The organism is Pseudoxanthomonas sp. 68-E7 (assembly GCF_057773145.1).
Map to the genome: position 1 here is coordinate 359229 of NZ_JBYMTI010000001.1, position 18204 is coordinate 377432.

Consider the following 18204-nt stretch of genomic DNA (forward strand, 5'->3'; position numbering starts at 1 on the left):
AGCCGGGGGAGATGGGAAAGGGGCCGCGCGCGGTGTCGTGTCAGCCGGCCAGTGCGGCCTGCTGGGCCGCGAACAGCTCGGCCGTGCCCTTCTCGCCCAGCGCCAGCAGCGCGTCCAGTTCGTCGCGCCGGAACGCGTGCCCCTCGGCGGTGCCTTGCAGTTCGATGAAGCCGCCACCATCGTTCATCACGATGTTCATGTCGGTGTCGCAATCGCTGTCTTCGGCGTAGTCCAGATCCAGCACCGGCGCGCCGCGGTAGATGCCCACCGACACCGCGGCGACCGCGCCCAGCAGCACGTCGCGCTTGATTTCGTTGCGCTGGCGCAGCCAGCCAATCGCGTCGGCCAAGGCGACATAGGCGCCGGTGATGGCGGCGGTGCGAGTGCCGCCATCGGCCTGGATCACATCGCAGTCCAGGGTGATGGTGCGCTCGCCGAGCGCAGCGCGATCCACGCAGGCACGCAGCGCGCGACCGATCAGGCGCTGGATTTCCAGCGTGCGCCCCCCCTGCTTGCCGCGTGAAGCCTCGCGATCGCCGCGGGTATGCGTGGCGCGCGGCAGCATGCCGTATTCGGCGGTGATCCAGCCCTCGCCCTTGCCACGCAGGAACGACGGCACCTTGTTCTCGACGCTGGCGGTGCACAGCACCCGGGTTTCGCCGAAGCGGATCAGCACCGAACCTTCGGCGTGGCGCGTGTAGCCGCGCTCGATGCGGACCTCGCGCATTTGATCGGGGAGGCGGCCGCTGGGACGAAGGACGGACATGCAGGGAACTCGGCTGGAGGGAGGAGCGGTGGACCGCGTGGGCCGGAGGGCCCGCGGATTCGGCCGACCGGGGCGCGCTAGGGTACCATTCGCGCTTTCGATCCGACCGGGTTTTCCCATGATCCGCAGCATGACCGCCTTCGCCGCCGTCGAACGCACCACCTCCGGTGGCACGCTGACCGGCGAACTGCGCGCGGTCAACCATCGTTTCCTGGAACTGGGGACGCGCCTGCCCGAAGAGCTGCGCACGCTGGAACCGGCCCTGCGCGAACGCGTTTCCGCGCGGGTGTCGCGCGGCAAACTCGATTTCACCCTGCGCCTGCGCGCCCCGGAGGGCGAGGGCACGCTGCAGATCAACCCGGCGCTGGTCGGCCAACTGTCGGAACTGGCGCTGGATCTGCATTCGCGATTCCCCGCCCTGCGCACCGAGTTCGCCGACCTGCTGCAGTTCCCCGGCGTGCTGCAGGGCAAGGCGGTGGACCAGGCGACCTTGCAGGCCGAGGCGCTGGCACTGGTGGAAGCGGTGGTCGATCAGTTCGTCGTCGCCCGCGAGCGCGAGGGACAGAAGCTGGTCGCCGCCATCCTGGAGCGCGTCGACGCGATCGCCGCGCGCGCCGCCGAAGTGCGCGAACTGATTCCGGCCATCCGCGCCGGCCAGCGGCAGAAGCTGGAAACCCGCCTGGCCGATCTGGCCCAGCCCGCGGATCCCGGCCGGCTGGAACAGGAACTGGTGCTGTGGTTGCAGAAGCTGGACGTGGACGAGGAACTGGATCGGCTGGACAGCCACGTCAAGGAAATCCGCCGCGTCCTCAAGCAGGCCGAACCGGTCGGCCGTCGCCTGGACTTCCTGCTGCAGGAGTTCAACCGCGAGGCCAACACCCTGGGCTCGAAGTCGGTGGACACCCGCACCACCAACCTGGCGGTCGAGCTGAAGGTCCTGATCGACCAGATCCGCGAACAAGTGCAGAACATCGAATGAGCCGCCGCGGCACCCTCTACATCGTCGCCGCGCCCTCGGGCGCGGGCAAGAGCAGCATCGTCAACGCCGTGCTGGCGCGGGACCCGGAAATCGCGCTGTCGATTTCGTTCACCTCGCGCGCGCCGCGCCCCGGCGAACGGCATGCCCAGCACTACCATTTCATCAGCGCCGACGAGTTCCAGTCGATGATCCGGGCCGGCGATTTCTTCGAATACGCGCTGGTGCACGGCGACTGGAAGGGCACCGCGCGGCAGTCGGTGGAACCGCAACTGTGCGCCGGCAAGGACGTGCTGCTGGAAATCGACTGGCAGGGCGCGCGCCAGGTGCGCGAGAAGGTGCCGGACGCGGTCAGCGTGTTCATCCTGCCGCCCTCGCGCGATGCGCTGGAGCAGCGCATGCACGCGCGCGGCCAGGACAGCGAGGAAGTGATCCAGCGCCGGCTGGCCGCCGCCCGCGAGGAGATGTCGCACTACGACGAGTTTGACTACGTGATCGTCAACGACGTCTTCGAAACCGCCTGCGCGCAGATGCACGCCATCTTCACCGCCAGCCGCCTGCGCCGGGAGGCCCAGCAGCAGCGGCACGAAGCGCTGATCGGGGCCCTGCTGGCCGGGTAGGCGCCGGGCCGGGGGCTTTTTGTCGTTTAACTGACTGATTTATAAAGAAACGGTTGCCTGGGGCCAGCCGAGGCCGTACAATCGCCGCCCCTTTCCCTATTCATCGCGCGGCCCCTGGGTCGCCGGGAGCCCGCATGGCCCGCATCACCGTCGAAGATTGCCTGGAAGTCGTCAACAACCGTTTCGAACTGGTCACGATGGCCGCCAAGCGCGCCCGCCAGCTCGCCAATGGCGTCGAATCCACCATCGACAACAGCGAAACCGCCGACAAGCCGACCGTGCTGGCGCTGCGTGAAATCGCCGCCCGCAAGATCGACAACGATCTGATCGACCGCGTCGAGAAGGCCGAGCGCGAGCGGGCCGAGCGCGAGGCGCTGGAATGGGCCGCCGCCGAAGTGGTCGCCGACGAAGACATGTCCAAGGGCGACGACTGAGGCAGGCCGCCGGCGCGGGAAAATCCCGCGACGCCTGCATTGCCGCTTTCATCGGAAAGGCCCGCGCGAGCGGGCTTTTCGCGTTTTCCGGGTTTGCCGTCCCGCCACGTCTGCACTAGGCTGGCGTCATGAACCCAGGCCGTACCGCCAAGGCGCTCCGTACCCCCGCTTCGTCGCACGGCGACGGCGTGCCGGACTATCTCGCCCAATTCGAAAAGACCGCGCGCTACCTGCCCAGGGAACAGCTGCCGCTGCTGCGCCGCGCCTGGGAAGTCGGCGCCGCCGCGCATGCCGGGCAGACCCGCAAATCCGGCGAGCCCTACATCACCCATCCGGTGGCGGTGGCCGGCGTGCTGGCCGAACTGGGCATGGACGCCGAGACGCTGATCGCCGCAATCCTGCACGACACCATCGAGGACACCCCGCTGACCCGCGATGGGATCGCGGGGGAGTTCGGCGAGTCGGTGGCCGAACTGGTCGATGGGGTCACCAAGCTGGACAAGCTGAAGTTCCGGGATCGCCAGGAAGCGGCCGCCGAGAGCTTCCGCAAGATGCTGCTGGCGATGTCGCGCGATCTGCGCGTGATCATGATCAAGCTGGCTGACCGCCTGCACAACATGCGCACGCTCGGCGCGCAGAGCGCCGAGGCGCGCCAGCGCATCGCCCGCGAGACCCTGGAGATCTACGCGCCCATCGCCCAGCGCCTGGGCATGAACCTGGTCAAGTCGGAACTGCAGGATCTCGGCTTCCGCGCGCTGCATCCGTGGCGGCATGCGGTGATCGACAAGCACATCCGCAGCCAGCCGGTGATGCGCCGCGAATCGATGGCCCAGATCGAGGCGCATCTTTCCCAGCGACTTACCAAGGAGGGCATCGAGCATCGCCTGGTCAGCCGCATCAAGACGCCGTGGAGCATCTACAACAAGATGCGCTCGGAAGGAAAGAGTTTCGATCAGGTGATGGATGTGTTCGGCTTCCGCGTGGTGGTCGATTCGGTGCCTTCCTGCTACCACGCCCTCGGCGCGGTGCACGCGCAATACAAACCGCTGGATGGGCGCTTCCGCGACTTCATCGCCATTCCCAAGGCCAACGGCTACCAGTCGCTGCACACGGTGCTGTTCGGTCCGTACGGATCGCCCATCGAAGTGCAGATCCGCACCCAGGAGATGGATCTCATCGCCGAGCGCGGCATCGCCGCGCACTGGACCTACAAGTTCGGCACCGATTCGCCCAACAGCGCGCAGAACCGCGCGCATGCCTGGATCAGCGAGCTGATCGACAACCAGCGCGCCGCGGGTTCGTCGCTGGAGTTCCTGGAGAACGTCAAGGTCGATCTGTTCCCGGACGAGGTCTACCTGTTCACGCCGAAGGGCAAGATCCTGTCGCTGCCGAGGAATTCGACCGCGCTCGATTTCGCCTACGCCGTGCACACCGATGTCGGCAACCAGGCGGTGGCTTCGCGGGTGGACAAGAAGCTGGTGCCGCTGCGCACCAAGCTGGCCAGCGGGCAGAGCGTGGAAATCATCACCGCCAAGTCCGCCGCGCCCAAGCCGCAGTGGCTGGAATTCGTGGTCACCAGCAAGGCCCGCACCGCCATCCGCCACCAGCTCAAGCAACTGGAGCACGAGGACGCGGTGCAGTTGGGCCACCGCATGCTGGATCGCGCGCTGGAGGAACTGGACAGTTCGCTGGAGCGGTTGCCGCAGCAGCGCCTGGACACCTTCCTGGCCGAGCATCGCTATCCGCGCCTGGAAGCGCTGCTGGCCGACGTCGCGCTGGGCAACTGGATGCCGGCGCAGGCCGCGCAGGCCCTGACCGCGCATGCCGAACTGCGCGCCGGCGGCCATTCGCGCCACTCACAGGAAAAGATCCTCATCACGGGCACCGAGCGCGGCGTGGTCAGTTTCGCCAACTGCTGCCAGCCGATCCCCGGCGACGAGATCATGGGTTACCACACCGCCGGCAAGGGCATCGTGGTGCACCGGATGGATTGCCCCAACGTGGTCGAATTCCGCAAGTCGCCCGAGCGCTGGGTGCCGATCGCCTGGGACGCCAACGTCACCGGCGACTATGACGCGTCGTTGTTGATCGATGTGGAAAACCGGCCCGGCGTGCTGGCCCAGGTCGCCGCCGCGGTGGCCAAGAGCCAGTCCAACATCGAGCGGGTGGAGTACCTGGAACGCGACATCAACGTGGCGGTGCTGCGCTTCTCCATCCAGGTGCGCGACCGCAACCACCTGGCCGAAGTGATGCGCCGGCTGCGCCGCCTGAACGTCGTCCACGGCGTCCGCCGCCAGTAGCGTGGAGCTGTTTTGCGCACAAATCCGTCTGTAGGAGCGACGTAAGTCGCGACCCGGTGCGTCCGACGGTTTCCGGTCGCGACTTACGTCGCTCCTGCAAGGTGGCTCTGTGGGCCATCCGCGCCTCGGGTAAAATCCCCGCCTTTCCAGACAGGAGCGCCCCATGAGCAAGCAGATCATCCACACGGAGCAGGCGCCCGCCGCCATCGGCCCGTACTCGCAGGCGGTGCGCGCCGGCAACACCGTCTACTTCTCCGGCCAGATCCCGCTCGACCCGGCGACCGGCAACCTGGTCGAGGGCGACATCGAGGCGCAGGCACGCCGGGCGTTCGACAACCTCAAGGCGGTGGCCGAAGCCGCCGGCGGCTCGCTCGGCGATATCGTCCGCCTGGGCCTGTACCTGACCGACCTGGGCGAGTTCGCCAAGGTCAATGCAGTGATGCAGGACTACTTCCAGGCGCCGTTCCCGGCGCGTTCCACCATCGAAGTGGCCGGCCTGCCCAAGGGCGCGGCGTTCGAGGTCGATGCGGTGATGGTCACCGGCTGACGGCCGGCCCGGAGCAGCGTGCGATCACACCATGCGATCGCGCGCCTCACTGGGCGTATGCCCGGTCCAGCGCTTGAAAGCGCGACGGAATTCGCGCACGTCGTTGAAACCCAGTTGGGTGCCGATGTAGGCGATGGTCAGTTCCCGGTCCTGCAGCAGTTCCAGCGCACGATCCGTGCGCACGCGGTCGTGGATGTCGCTGAAGCGCTGGCCCTCGTCGGACAATTGCCGGCGCAACGTCCGCTCGCTCAGATGCAGGGCGGTCGCGATCTCGGTCATCTGCGGGTTCTCGCGCAGGCGCGGCCGCAGTTGCCGTTCCACCGCCGCGGTCGCCTCGCCTGAGGTCGCCACCGCGGCCAGTTGCGCGTGGCACAGCGCCAGCACCTGTTGCGAACCCACCGGGTTGTAACTGGTAAACGGCAGCGAGAACCAGCTGCGATCCACCAGCATCCGGTTCTGGCCCTGGCGGAACCGCACCTCGCATTCGAACATGCGGCTGTATTTGCTGGCGTAGGCCGGGGCGGGGTAGGTCAGATCCAGGCGGACCGGATGGAACTCCGGGCCGGCCAGTTCGCGCGCCAGCATCAGTACGCTGGAGAACATTTCCTCGCACAGGAACGGCAGGATCTCGGGCAGATCCAGCGGGGTGGTCGCCACCACCGACACCACGTCCGGATCCTCCTGCAGCAGTTGCAGGTCCATCAGCGGCCCCAGGTTGCGCTGGTAGGTCAGGCCGATGTTGACCGCCTCGCCGAAGTTCGGCGCCATCCGCATCGCCAGGCCGAGCAGGCCAAAGTTGGCGCCGTTCTGGTTGCCGCCCAGGGCGAGGCCGACATCCTCGATCGGCAGGGTCGGCAAGGCACGGCGGATGACCTCGGTGGCCTGGCGGTAGGACACCCGCGCCTGCGGATCCTGGATTTCGCGCGGCGTCAGGCGCAGCCCGCTGAACCAGGGCTCACAGTTGACCCCCAACTCGCCCGCCAGCAGCACCAGGCTGCACAGCATGTTGGTCGGCAGATTGGCGATGGACAGGCGATTGCCCCCGTCCAGGCCCAGTTTACGGCGCATCGAAGCCCCTCCAGCTTGTCCGCTTTGCCCCCCCAAGTATGCCGCTCCTGCCCTACTTCAGGGAAACCAGTGGGACAAGACTCTCAATTACTGAATTCGCACGCGTATGGTGGCCGCCGGCCGCCGCGCGATGACCGGGGAGGGAATGCGATGCAGCGGACGATGTTGATGGTGGGCCTGGCACTGGCGCTGGCCGCCTGCCAGCCGAAGACCGACGAACAGGCGCCCAAGGCCGATGCGGCGAGCGCGGACTTCTCGCAGAAGCTCCACGAGCGGCTGCTCGATGCCAAGCCTGGCGACGTCATCGAGATTCCCGCCGGCACCTACCACTTCGACCGCAGCCTGACCCTGCGCGCGGACGGCGTGACCATCCGCGGCGCGGGCATGGACAAGACCGTGCTCAGCTTCAAGGGCCAGAAGGCCGGCGCCGAGGGCCTGCTGGTCAACGGCGACGACTTCGCCATCGAGAACCTGACCATCCAGGATTCCAAGGGCGACGGCCTGAAGATCAGCGAATCGGAGAACATCACCATCCGCGGCGTGAAGGTGGAATGGACCGGTGGTCCGAGCACCAAGAACGGTGCCTATGGCCTGTACCCGGTGCTGGCGAAGAACGTGCTGATCGAGGACTCGGTTTCCATCGGCGCCTCCGACGCCGGCATCTACGTGGGCCAGTCCGACGGCGTGATCGTGCGGCGCAGCCGCGCGGAGCAGAACGTGGCCGGCATCGAGATCGAGAACACCATCAATGCCGACGTCTACGACAACGTCGCCACCGGCAACACCGGCGGCATCCTGGTGTTCAACATGCCCGGCCTCAAGCAGCAGGGCGGCAACATCCGCGTGTTCAACAACAAGGTGATCGCCAACAACCACGAGAACTTCGGCGCCAAGGGCACGCCGGTGGCGAGCGTCCCGGCCGGCTCCGGCATCGTGGTCAATTCCAACGACGACATCGAGATCTTCGGCAACGAGATCCGCGACAACGCGACCACCAACATCATCATCTCCAGCGTCTACTCCACCGGCTACAAGGATTCGAGCAAGTCGGAAACCTTCGATCCCTACCCGGAGCGGGTCTACGTGCATGGCAATACCCTGTCCGGCGGCGGCGACTCGCCAGACGGCTTCGATCTGAAGGCGCTGAAGGTAGCCATGTACGGGCTGCGCGGGAATTTCCCGGACGTGCTGTGGGACGGCTACTACAACAAGGACCGCAAGGTCGACGGCCAGGCGCGTGGGCCGGAAATCTGCCTGCGCGACGTCAGCGGCGTGATCAACGCCGATGGCCCCGGCGGCTACAAGAGCCCGAGCAAGGACACCCGGTCCTTCCAGTGCGAACTGCCGCGCCTGCCCGCGGTGGACCTGAAGCGGGGTTGAGCACGATGCGGAAGTACCGGGCCGCGGGAGTGGCCATCGCCGCTTTGCTGGCCGCCGTGCTGCTCGCGGGATGCAAGCGTTCGCAGGAGGTGGCCTTCTTCGCCGAGGGACAGCCGGCACGTCTGGATGACTGGCACGTCCTGCGCATCGAGGACGGCCGCCTGACCTTGAACGAAGGCGTGGTGCCCTACGATCTCAACACGCCGCTGTTCAGCGACTACGCCCACAAGCTGCGCACGATCTGGATGCCCAAGGGCAAGAGCGCCGCGTATCGGCCCGATGCGGCGCTCGACTTCCCGGTCGGCACGATCATCAGCAAGACCTTCTACTACCCGCTGCCGGCGGGGCAGGCGTGGGATGGCCGCTCGGTGGCGCGCACGCCGCCGTCGGCCAGCGTGCTGGAGCAGGAATCGCTGCCAATGTCGCGGGTGCGCCTGATCGAAACCCGCCTGCTGGTGCGGCGGGAATCGGGTTGGGTCGCGATGCCTTACGTCTGGAACGAAGCGCAGACCGAAGCCACCCTCAAGCGCACCGGCGATCTGATCACGCTGGATCTGGTCGATGCCTCCGGCCAGCGCGAGGAGGCGGCGTACCAGGTTCCGGACCAGAACCAGTGCGGCGGTTGCCACCTGACCGACAACCGGTCGCGCCAGCTGTCGCCGATCGGTCCCAAGGCACGCCACCTGAACCGGGATTTCGACTATCGCGAAGGGCGCGAGAATCAGCTCGCGCACCTGGCGCGCGTGGGCTACCTGACCGGCGCGCCCGCGCCGGCGCAGGCACCGCGCGACGCGGACTGGATGGACGCGGCCAACGCCAGCCTGGATGCGCGCGCGCGCGCCTACCTGGACGTGAACTGCGGCCATTGCCACAGCCCGACTGGTCCGGCGATCACTTCCGGCCTGTGGCTGGACGCGGCGACCCATGATCGTCTCAAGCTGGGTTTCTGCAAGCAGCCGATCGCGGCGGGCAAGGGCACCGGTGACCGGCGCCACGACATCGAGCCCGGCAAGCCGGACGAATCCGTGCTGAGTTTCCGCATGGACAGCGCGGACCCGGCGGTGATGATGCCGGAGCTGGGGCGCTCGGTGGTGCACCGCGAAGGCGTTGAACTGATTGATGCGTGGATTCGCGCGCAGCACGGCAGTTGTGATGGGGATGGGCCGGGGGGAGAAGCGGTACCGGCGTCCACCTGAGGGGTAAATCCGTAAAGACAACGCTTCTGGGAGGGAGTGATGAAGTTGAATCAACGGTGTCTGGTAGTGGGGCTGCGGCACGCCCTGTTCGGAAGCTGCGCTTTGCTGGGGGTTTCGGGTGCCGCATGGGGGCAGGCCGCTCCCGCGCAGGATGATGCGACCACGCTGGACACCATCAAGGTGACCGCGCAGAGCCGCGAGCAGGAATTGAAGGACGTGCCGATCGCCATCAACGTCCTCAACGGCGAGATGATCGATCAGGTGGCCGCCGCCGACATCGGTGATCTGGACATGTTCGTGCCCGGGCTGGAGGTCACCGACGGCAGCCCGACCCAGCCGCGCTACGCCATCCGCGGCATTTCCACCGGCGACTTCGGCATCGGCACGGATCCGGCCGTGGGCGTCTACATCGACGGCGTCTATTCGGCCCGCACCGGTGGCGCGATGCTGGCCTTCAACGACATCGAGCGCATCGAGGTGCTGAAGGGACCGCAAGGCACCCTGTTCGGGCGCAACAGCGCCGCCGGCGCCGTGTCCATCATCACCAACAAGCCGAGCAACGTGGCCGAGGGCAACGCCCGCATCCGCGTGGGCGAGGACGGCCGACGCTATCTGTCCGGCCTGTTCAACGTGCCGTTCGGCGAGCGCCATGCGCTGCGCTTCAGCGCGCTGTCCAACCACAGCGACGGCTGGATGACCGATGCGACGACCGGCGACCGGCTCAATCCCGAAGACACGATGGCCCTGCGCGCGGCCTGGCGTTCGGACCTGGGCGAATCGACCACCCTCAACCTGTCCTGGGACTACGAGAACATCGACCAGCTGGCGCGTCCGGCGGTCGGCCTGGTGCCGCTGGGACCGTATCCGACGCCCGCGCCATACCCCGCGGATCCGGACAGCTACATCAATCCGCTGAAGGCACCGGTGTTCAACGACGTGGTCAACAACGAGGAGTCACGCACCTTCAATGGCCTGACCTTGCAGATCGATCACGCATTTCCGTGGGGCAGCCTGCAGTCGACCACCGCGGTGCGTGATTTCGACACGGTCAACCGCGAGGACGAGGATGGCACCAACCGCATCAACCTGTATTTCGACACCGCCAATATCGAGAGCAACCGCAGCTACTACCAGGAGTTCAAGTTCTCGGGCGTATCGGGCAGGTTCGACTGGGTGGCCGGCGCCAGCTGGTTCAAGGAGGAGGCCGACCAGACCAGCGAGACCAACCTGTTCACCGACAGCGTGGGCACCGCGATGGGCAACCTGCCCAATTTCGGTGGCGTGAACATCATCGCGTTGCTGGATCAGGTCCTCGAGGGGGCCGGCCTGCCTTTGCGCCTGCAGGGCCATCCGTGGCGCGAGAGCATGGTCAACGAGGGCAAGGCCGAAGCCTATGCGGCGTTCGGCGACGTCATCTGGCACGTCAACGACCGCTGGAACCTGACCTTCGGCCTGCGCCTGACCCACGACCGCAAGGAGTTCAGCTGGTTCAATGGCCCACGCGACGCGGCCACCCTGGACGCGACCGTGGCGATGCTGGATCAGCAGGGTTTCTTCGAACTGCTCCAGCAGATGGGCTATCCGGTCAGCGCCGACATGTTCAACCAGGACTTCGTCTTTGCCTTCGGTGAGCTGGAAGGGGTGAGGAACAGCCGCAAGAAATCCTGGACCGATCTCAGCCCGCGCTTCGTCGTCGACTACGCGGTCAACGACAACACCATGGTGTTCGGCTCGCTGGCCAAGGGCTACAAGGCCGGCGGCTTCAACAGCGTGCAGCCGCAGTCGCAATTCGACAACGAAGACGTGTGGAATGCCGAGTTCGGCATCAAGACCGTGTTCCCGGAGCAGAAGCTGTCGCTCAACGCCTCCGGTTACTACTACGTCTACAAGGACCGCCAGGCGATCAGCCTGGACTTGAACACGGCCGGTTCCGGCGTGCCGCGCTATGTCGTCGACACCAGCGACATGCAGGCCTGGGGCGTTGACGTGGACCTGCAATGGCGTCCGGTGATCGGTCTCGACCTGACCCTCAACACCGCGTTCATCGATGCGACCTACAAGGATGGCCTGTCCACCAACGGCCGGGACATTTCCGGGGATCCCACCGGCGAACCCTACCTGTCGGCGTCGCTGGGCGCGGGCTACACCGTGAACCTGGGGGACGCCGGCGACCTGCGCTTCTCGCTGCTGCACGCCTATCGCGGCAAGGGCCGCTGCAATGCCGAATCGGAGACCCAGGGTACCTGCCAGGCCAGCCCGGCCTTCCGCACCGGCGAGGCGCAGAACCGCACCGACATGCGCGTGCAGTGGTCGTCGGCCGACGGCACCTGGGGCGTGGGCGTGTATGGCAACAACGTGTTCGACAAGCGCTACGTGACCGGAGTGAACAACATCTCCGCCTCGGTGCTGGGCACGCCATTCGCCTCGATCTCCGCGCCGCGCCAGGTCGGAGTGGAGTTCAGCGCCCGGTTCTGACACCGACGAGCGGTTCCGGCGCGTGCCGGAACCGCTCCCGGACTGGCAATCGCACCGCGATCCCCGGCATGCTTGCACCATGCCGTATGCCAGTCCCGGGGCCGACGAGGTGGCCCGCCTTCCGATCGCGTCGCTGAAAGGCGTGGGCGCGCGCATCGCCGAAAAGCTGGCGGCGCGCGGCCTGCTGACCCTGCAGGATCTGTGGCTGCACCTGCCGCTGCGCTACGAGGATCGCACCGCGCTGACACCCATACGCGCGCTCCGGCCCGGCGTGCCGGCGCAGCTGGAAGGCCGGGTGGAGGCGGTCGAACGCGGCTTCCGCTACCGGCCGGTATTGCGGGTGGCGATCGGCGACGACTCGCACGCGACGGTGGTGCTGCGGTTCTTCCATTTCCGCGCGGCGCAGGTCGCGCAGTTCGCGCCGGGCACGCGGGTGCGCTGCTACGGCACGCCCAAGCCCGGCCAGCATGGCCTGGAAATCGTGCATCCCAGCTACCGGGTGCTCGATGCGGAGGCCGAAGTGGCGCTCGGCGAGGCGCTGGACCCCATCTATCCGGCCATTGAGGGCGTGGGACCGGCCAGCCTGCGCAAGCTGGTCGGGCAGGCCCTGGACCGCCTGCCGGCGGACGCGTCGCTGGAACTGCTGCCGGATGCGTTGCTGCGTGAATCCAGCCTGCCTTCACTGCGCGAGGCGCTGCTGGTCATGCATCGCCCGCCGCGCGATGCCGACCTGCCGGCATTGTCGGCCGGACGCCATCCGGCCCAGCGGCGGCTGGCGCTGGAGGAACTGCTGGCCCACCACCTGAGCCTGCGCCGGCAGCGCATCGCCCTGCAGCGCCATCGCGCGCCGGCATTGACCGGGCGCGGCACCCTGGCGGGGCAGTTGGTGAAGTCGCTGCCGTTCCGCCTGACCGGCGCGCAGCAACGGGTGTTCAAGCAGATCCGCGAGGACCTGAAGCAGCCCTCGCCGATGTTGCGGCTGGTGCAGGGCGACGTCGGCAGCGGCAAGACCGTGGTCGCGGCGATGGCGGCGATGCTGGCGGTCGAGGCGGGCAGGCAGGCCGCGCTGGCGGCGCCCACCGAATTGCTGGCCGAACAGCATCTGGCCAATCTGCGCCAATGGCTGGAGCCGCTGGGCATCCGGGTGGCATGGCTGGCCGGCAAGGTCACCGGCAAGGCGCGCGCGCAGGTGCTCGAAGAGGTGGCTTCGGGCAAGGCGCAGGTGGTGGTGGGTACCCATGCGCTGATGCAGGAGGCGGTCGCGTTCCAGGATCTGGCGCTGGCGATCGTCGACGAGCAGCACCGCTTCGGTGTCCACCAGCGGTTGGCGCTGCGCGACAAGGGCGCCAGCGGCGAGTCGATCCCGCACCAACTGGTGATGACGGCCACGCCGATTCCGCGCACGCTGGCGATGGCGGCCTACGCCGATCTCGATGTCTCGGCCATCGACGAACTGCCGCCCGGACGCACGCCGGTGCATACCGTGGCCTTCAGCGCCGAGCGCCGGCCGGAGCTGGTCGAACGCATCCGCGCCGCCTGCGCGGAGGGCCGACAGGCGTACTGGGTCTGCACCCTGATCGACGACAGCGACGAAGTGATCGCGCAGGCCGCCCAGACCACCTACGAACAGCTTTCCGCCGCGCTGCCGGAACTGCGCATCGCACTGGTCCACGGCCGGATGAAGGCGGCCGAGAAGCAGGCGGCGATGCGCGCGTTCAAGCAGGGCGAGAGTGATCTGCTGGTCGCCACCACCGTGATCGAAGTCGGCGTGGACGTGCCCAACGCCTCGCTGATGATCATCGAGAACGCCGAACGGCTCGGACTGGCGCAGTTGCACCAGCTGCGTGGACGGGTGGGACGCGGCGCGACCGCGTCCACTTGCGTGTTGATGTACCAGGCGCCGTTGTCGCAGATGGCCAAGCAGCGCCTGGCGACCATGCGCGAGACCAACGACGGTTTCGTCATCGCCGAGAAGGATCTGGAGCTGCGCGGGCCGGGCGAACTGTTGGGCACCCGGCAGACCGGCCTGGCGACGTTCCGCGTGGCGGATCTGGCGCGCGACGCGGGCCTGCTGCCGCAGGTGCGTGATCTGGCCGATCGCCTGCTGGCGGAGTCGCCGGCTCTGGCGGATCGCATCGTCCAGCGCTGGGTCGGCGGCGCGGCGCGCTACGCAGGCGCCTGAGCCGCGACTTTCGTTCGTCATCCATCGGTGCCAGACTCGCGGACCGAGACATGAATGAAGAAGACGCATGAGTGACAGGACTCCACTGCTGATTGATACCGATCCCGGCGTTGACGACGCACTGGCGCTGCTGATGGCGTTCAATGATCAGCGCCATGACGTGATCGGCCTCACCATCGCCGCCGGCAACGTCGGCCTGAAGCACACCGTGCGCAACGCGCTGAAACTGTGCGAAGTCTGCGGTCGCACCGATATCCCGGTATTCGCCGGCGCACCGGAGCCGCTGCTGCATCCGGCGCCGGACGCGGGCTACGTGCACGGCCAGGATGGTTTCGGCGACATCGGTTACGACGCACCGGCCAAGCAAGTGGAAGCCGAGCATGCCGCGCTGGCAATCCTGCGCCTGTCGCACCAGCACGCCGGCCGGCTGACGCTGGTGGCGCTGGGGCCGCTGACCAACATCGCGCTGGCGTTGAAACTGGACCCGACCCTGCCGCGGCGGATTGCGCGCTTCGTGGTGATGGGGGGCGCGGTGACCGCCCACGGCAACATCACGCCCGCGGCGGAGTTCAATTTCTATTTCGATCCGGAAGCCGCCCATCTGGTGTTCGAAGCGTTCGAACGCGTCGAACTGGCGGACTGGGAGGCCACCATCGCCCATGGCCTCCATCATGATCGCGTCACCGACTGGCTGCGGGCCGATTCGGACCGGGCCCGGTTCTATGCCGGCATCTCGGAGAAGACCCGCTTGTGGTCGATCGATCGCCGTGGCGACTACTGGTATGCCGCCGACGCCCTGGCCATGGCCTTTGCCCTGGAACCGGAAGGGGGCCTGGAGCGGGCCGAGCGGCCGCTGGCCATCGAACTGCAGGGCGCCCACTCCCGGGGGGCCAGCGTGGTGGACTGGCGGCGGGAGGGCGGCCAGCCGGACAAGGTCGACATCCTGCTCAAGTACGACCAGGAGCGCTTCGAGGCCCTGATCCGGGCTGCCCTGGCGGCCGGCTGAGCCCGGACGGACCCCGGACTTGCGCCGATGGGGAGGAGCGGGCTACAATGCCGCTCTTCCTATCCTGCAACACGGTGTGCCCGCCATGAAGGCCGACATCCATCCCGAATACCGCGAAGTCGTCTTCCACGACGTGACCTCCGATTTCAAGTTCCTGACCCGCTCGACCCTGGGCAGCAAGGAAACCACGAAGTGGGAAGACGGCAACGACTATCCGCTGATCAAGGTTGAAATTTCCTCGGCTTCGCATCCGTTCTACACGGGCAAGCACAAGGTCATCGACACCAGCGGCCGCATCGACAAGTTCCAGAAGCGCTACGCGCGCTGAGCGAACCGTCGGTTCGTCCTGCAACGGCCGCGCCAGGTGCGCGGCCGTTTGCATTTGCGCCGTCCGCTTGCGCGTAACCGGCGTTGCATGGCGACTAATGCTTTGGTCTGAGTTTGGTCTGGAACCGAGCGACGACTCCAAAGCGCGTGTGCGATAATCGACGTTATCCGAGGACCCCCCTCCGGACTCCCGTCACACGCCGACCGTGCAAGCGGCCGGTGCTTCCCCACGAAGGAGCGCACACTGTGTCCGATCTCGACCAGGTCACGCTGACCGCCGGCGACAAATCCGTCAACCTGCCGGTCCTGAAACCCACGCTGGGCAACAACTGCGTGGACATTTCCAAGTTGACCAAGGAAACCGGTCTCTTCACCTACGACTCCGGTTTCACCGCCACTGCCAGCTGCAAGTCGGCCATCACCTACATCGATGGCGACAACGGCGTGCTGCTGTATCGCGGTTATCCGATTGAGCAGTTGGCCAAGAATTCCAGCTTCCTGGAAGTGGCCTACCTGTTGATGAACGGCGAACTGCCGGGCAAGGCGGAATTCGAGAAGTTCGATCACGAAGTCACGCATCACACGATGATGCACGAGTCGCTGAAGAACTTCCTGCACGGTTTCCACTACGACGCGCATCCGATGGCGATGCTCGCCGGCACCGTCGCCTCGCTGTCCGCGTTCTACCACGACACCCTGGACCTGGAAGATCCGGAGCAGCGCCGCCTGGCCGCCATCCGCCTGATCGCCAAGGTGCCGACGATCGCCGCCGCCGCCTACCGCTATTCGATTGGCTGGCCGATCCGCTATCCGCGCAACAACCTGGAATACGTCGACCGCTTCCTGCACATGATGTTCGAAGTGCCGAGCGAGCCATTGGAACTGAGCCCGGTGGTGGCCAAGGCGCTGGATCTGCTGTTCATCCTGCACGCCGATCACGAACAGAACGCGTCGACCTCGACCGTCCGCCTGGTCGGTTCCACCGGCGCCAACCCGTACGCGTCCGTCGCCGCCGGCATCACCGCCCTGTGGGGCCCCGCCCACGGCGGCGCCAACGAAGCCGTGCTGAAGATGCTGGAAGAGATCGGCACCCCCGACAAGGTGGACAGCGCCGTCGCCAAGGCCAAGGACAAGGAGTCCGGCTTCCGCCTGATGGGCTTCGGCCACCGCGTTTACAAGAACTTCGATCCGCGCGCCAAGATCATCCGCGAGATGACCCACAAGGTACTGGGCGAGCTGGGCGTCAACGACCCGCTGCTGGAAGTGGCGCTGAAGCTGGAAGAGGCCGCGTTGAAGGACGACTACTTCATCCAGCGCAAGCTGTATCCGAACGTCGACTTCTACAGCGGCATCATCTACAAGGCGCTGAAGATCCCGACCGAGATGTTCACCGTCATGTTCGCCATCGGCCGCACCGCCGGCTGGGTCGCGCACTGGCTGGAACAGCAGGTCGATCCGGAAGCCAAGATCGGCCGTCCGCGCCAGATCTACACTGGCTACGACGTGCGCGACTACAAGGGCATCGACCAGCGCTGAGCGTCTGTTCCACGTCGACGGTGCACCGAAACGCAACGCCCCGCTCTCGCGGGGCGTTTGCTTTTTCAGCAGGGCGAATCGGTGGCTCCATAGCGCCGCTGCATCTCCTCGGGTGTGACTTCCTCGATGCTGTGGCCGATGTTCCAGCGATGGCCGAAGGGATCCCGCACCACGCCGGAGCGCTCGCCATAGAACATGTCCCGGGGCGCCATCATCAGGGTGGCGCCCAGCGCCACCGCGCGCGCGATGGTGGCGTCGGCATCGTCGACATGGATGTGCAGCGTGTGCGAAGCGGGAGCGGCGGGATCCGGACGGGCGATGCCGAATTCGGGGTACTCCTCGCACAGCATCAGCGTGGCGCCACCCAGTTCGAGTTCGACGTGGCCGATGCGGCCACCGGGCTCGACCAGGCGGAACTTTTCGGTCGCCGCGAAGGCATCCCGATAGAAGTCGATCGCGGCACCGGCATCGTGGACGCAGAGGTAGGCGAACAATTCATGTACGGCCATGGGCGGCTTCCTTTGACGGGGTGGCGCATAGCATTGCCGCGGCGGCCACGGCGGTATTGAACGAATCCGAAACTCAATTGGCCGGCGCCGCTATCGGCACATGGCGGAGCGCACGCGGTGCGGCGCGGCGATACTGGCCCGGCGTCATGCCGGCGTGCGCACGGAATTCGCGGATCAGGTGGGCCTGGTCGCTGAACCCGCCGTCCAGTGCGACGTTCGCCCACGCGCTGTCCCCGGCGGCGGCCGGCAACACCCGTGCGAAGCGGCGCAGGCCCGCGTAGCACCGTGGCGTCATGCCCACGCCCTGGTGGAAAAGATCGGTGAAGCGCCGCGCGCTGTAGCCCGCCGAACGCGCGATGGCCGCAATCCGCGTGCCGGCCTCCACCTCGCCCAGTCGCGCCGCCACCTGCGGATGCAGGCCGTGGCAGGGGCGCAGGCGCGCCAGCAATTGCGCTTCCAGGAGTTCCACATGACGCTCGGGAGCCGCAGCGTGAATCCGCTCGCGCAACATCGCGGCGGCCGTGCCCCAGACGTCCTCCAGTGCGACATGGCGATCCGCCAGTTCATGCGGCGCGACCCCGAACAATGCGCGCAGCGCGCCGGGCCTGAACACCACGCCCAGCGAGCCGCCGCCGGAAGCCGCTTCCTTGCGATAGGCCCGCGAATGCGGACCGGCAAGGATCAGGTCGCCAATGCACCGTGCGCCCGTTTCGCCATCCATCCATTTGCGCAGTGGCGTGCCGTCCAGGCGCAGCGCGAGATGAGCGTGGCCATCGGGCAGCACCCATTCCCGGCGCGCCGTACCGGTTGCCGTGGCCGCCACATGCCAGTAGCCGACTATCCAGGGACGCAACGCGGGGGAGGGGGGCAGCAGGTGCACGA

At 67.0% G+C, this 18204-nt stretch carries 16 protein-coding genes; 12 read left to right on the plus strand and 4 right to left on the minus strand.

Annotated elements, in window-relative coordinates:
* Positions 1-40 precede the first annotated feature (40 nt).
* Positions 41-766: a ribonuclease PH gene (gene rph / locus AC3DE2_RS01770; protein WP_295380070.1), complete on the minus strand. Its 726-nt coding sequence runs from the start codon at positions 764-766 to the stop codon at positions 41-43.
* 118 nt (positions 767-884) lie between these two features.
* Between rph and AC3DE2_RS01775 the strand changes: the two genes are divergently transcribed.
* From AC3DE2_RS01775 to AC3DE2_RS01795, 5 genes are all read left to right on the plus strand, one after another.
* Positions 885-1745 carry a YicC/YloC family endoribonuclease gene (locus tag AC3DE2_RS01775; protein WP_488424813.1) on the plus strand — a complete coding sequence of 287 codons (861 nt, stop codon included), beginning with the start codon at positions 885-887 and terminating at the stop codon, positions 1743-1745.
* Positions 1742-2362, plus strand: coding sequence for a guanylate kinase (gene gmk / locus AC3DE2_RS01780; protein WP_295380037.1), 621 nt, complete (start codon positions 1742-1744; stop codon positions 2360-2362). Before AC3DE2_RS01775 ends, gmk begins: the two co-directional genes overlap by 4 nt.
* Positions 2363-2496: 134 nt before the next feature.
* Positions 2497-2796: a DNA-directed RNA polymerase subunit omega gene (rpoZ, locus tag AC3DE2_RS01785; protein WP_141453999.1), complete on the plus strand. Its 300-nt coding sequence runs from the start codon at positions 2497-2499 to the stop codon at positions 2794-2796.
* A 128-nt stretch (positions 2797-2924) separates the two neighbouring features.
* Complete coding sequence (locus AC3DE2_RS01790) at positions 2925-5096, plus strand: RelA/SpoT family protein (protein ID WP_295380010.1); 2172 nt, start codon at positions 2925-2927, stop codon at positions 5094-5096.
* Positions 5097-5259: 163 nt separating this feature from the next.
* Complete coding sequence (locus AC3DE2_RS01795) at positions 5260-5643, plus strand: RidA family protein (protein WP_295380001.1); 384 nt, start codon at positions 5260-5262, stop codon at positions 5641-5643.
* A gap of 24 nt (positions 5644-5667) precedes the next feature.
* Here AC3DE2_RS01795 and AC3DE2_RS01800 read toward each other — a convergent pair whose 3' ends face one another.
* Positions 5668-6711 carry an AraC family transcriptional regulator gene (locus AC3DE2_RS01800; RefSeq protein WP_295379994.1) on the minus strand — a complete coding sequence of 348 codons (1044 nt, stop codon included), beginning with the start codon at positions 6709-6711 and terminating at the stop codon, positions 5668-5670.
* 150 nt (positions 6712-6861) lie between these two features.
* Between AC3DE2_RS01800 and AC3DE2_RS01805 the strand changes: the two genes are divergently transcribed.
* The 7 genes from AC3DE2_RS01805 (at position 6862) to AC3DE2_RS01835 (ending at position 16813) form a co-directional block, all read left to right on the plus strand.
* Positions 6862-8091, plus strand: a complete 1230-nt coding sequence (locus tag AC3DE2_RS01805; protein WP_295379985.1) for a parallel beta-helix domain-containing protein — start codon at positions 6862-6864, stop codon at positions 8089-8091.
* 5 nt (positions 8092-8096) lie between these two features.
* Positions 8097-9287 (plus strand): SO2930 family diheme c-type cytochrome, encoded by a 1191-nt coding sequence (locus AC3DE2_RS01810; RefSeq protein WP_488425237.1) that lies wholly within the window; start codon positions 8097-8099, stop codon positions 9285-9287.
* Positions 9288-9389: 102 nt separating this feature from the next.
* On the plus strand, positions 9390-11762 hold the full coding sequence (locus AC3DE2_RS01815) for a TonB-dependent receptor (protein ID WP_488424817.1): 2373 nt from the start codon (positions 9390-9392) through the stop codon (positions 11760-11762).
* 79 nt (positions 11763-11841) lie between these two features.
* Positions 11842-13944: an ATP-dependent DNA helicase RecG gene (recG, locus tag AC3DE2_RS01820; RefSeq protein ID WP_488425238.1), complete on the plus strand. Its 2103-nt coding sequence runs from the start codon at positions 11842-11844 to the stop codon at positions 13942-13944.
* Positions 13945-14011: 67 nt separating this feature from the next.
* The gene (locus AC3DE2_RS01825; protein WP_488424819.1) at positions 14012-14950 is read left to right on the plus strand and encodes a nucleoside hydrolase; all 939 of its coding nucleotides are present in this window, start codon (positions 14012-14014) and stop codon (positions 14948-14950) included.
* 85 nt (positions 14951-15035) lie between these two features.
* A complete protein-coding gene (locus AC3DE2_RS01830) occupies positions 15036-15278 on the plus strand; it encodes a type B 50S ribosomal protein L31 (RefSeq protein WP_295379977.1) in 243 nt (80 codons plus the stop codon).
* Between the two features lie 245 nt (positions 15279-15523).
* Entirely contained in the window at positions 15524-16813 is a 1290-nt protein-coding gene (locus tag AC3DE2_RS01835; protein ID WP_295379972.1) for a citrate synthase, read from the plus strand.
* Positions 16814-16878: 65 nt separating this feature from the next.
* Here AC3DE2_RS01835 and AC3DE2_RS01840 read toward each other — a convergent pair whose 3' ends face one another.
* Positions 16879-17322: a VOC family protein gene (locus AC3DE2_RS01840; RefSeq protein WP_488424821.1), complete on the minus strand. Its 444-nt coding sequence runs from the start codon at positions 17320-17322 to the stop codon at positions 16879-16881.
* 73 nt (positions 17323-17395) lie between these two features.
* The gene (locus AC3DE2_RS01845; protein ID WP_488424822.1) at positions 17396-18202 is read right to left on the minus strand and encodes a helix-turn-helix domain-containing protein; all 807 of its coding nucleotides are present in this window, start codon (positions 18200-18202) and stop codon (positions 17396-17398) included.
* Positions 18203-18204: the final 2 nt, after the last annotated feature.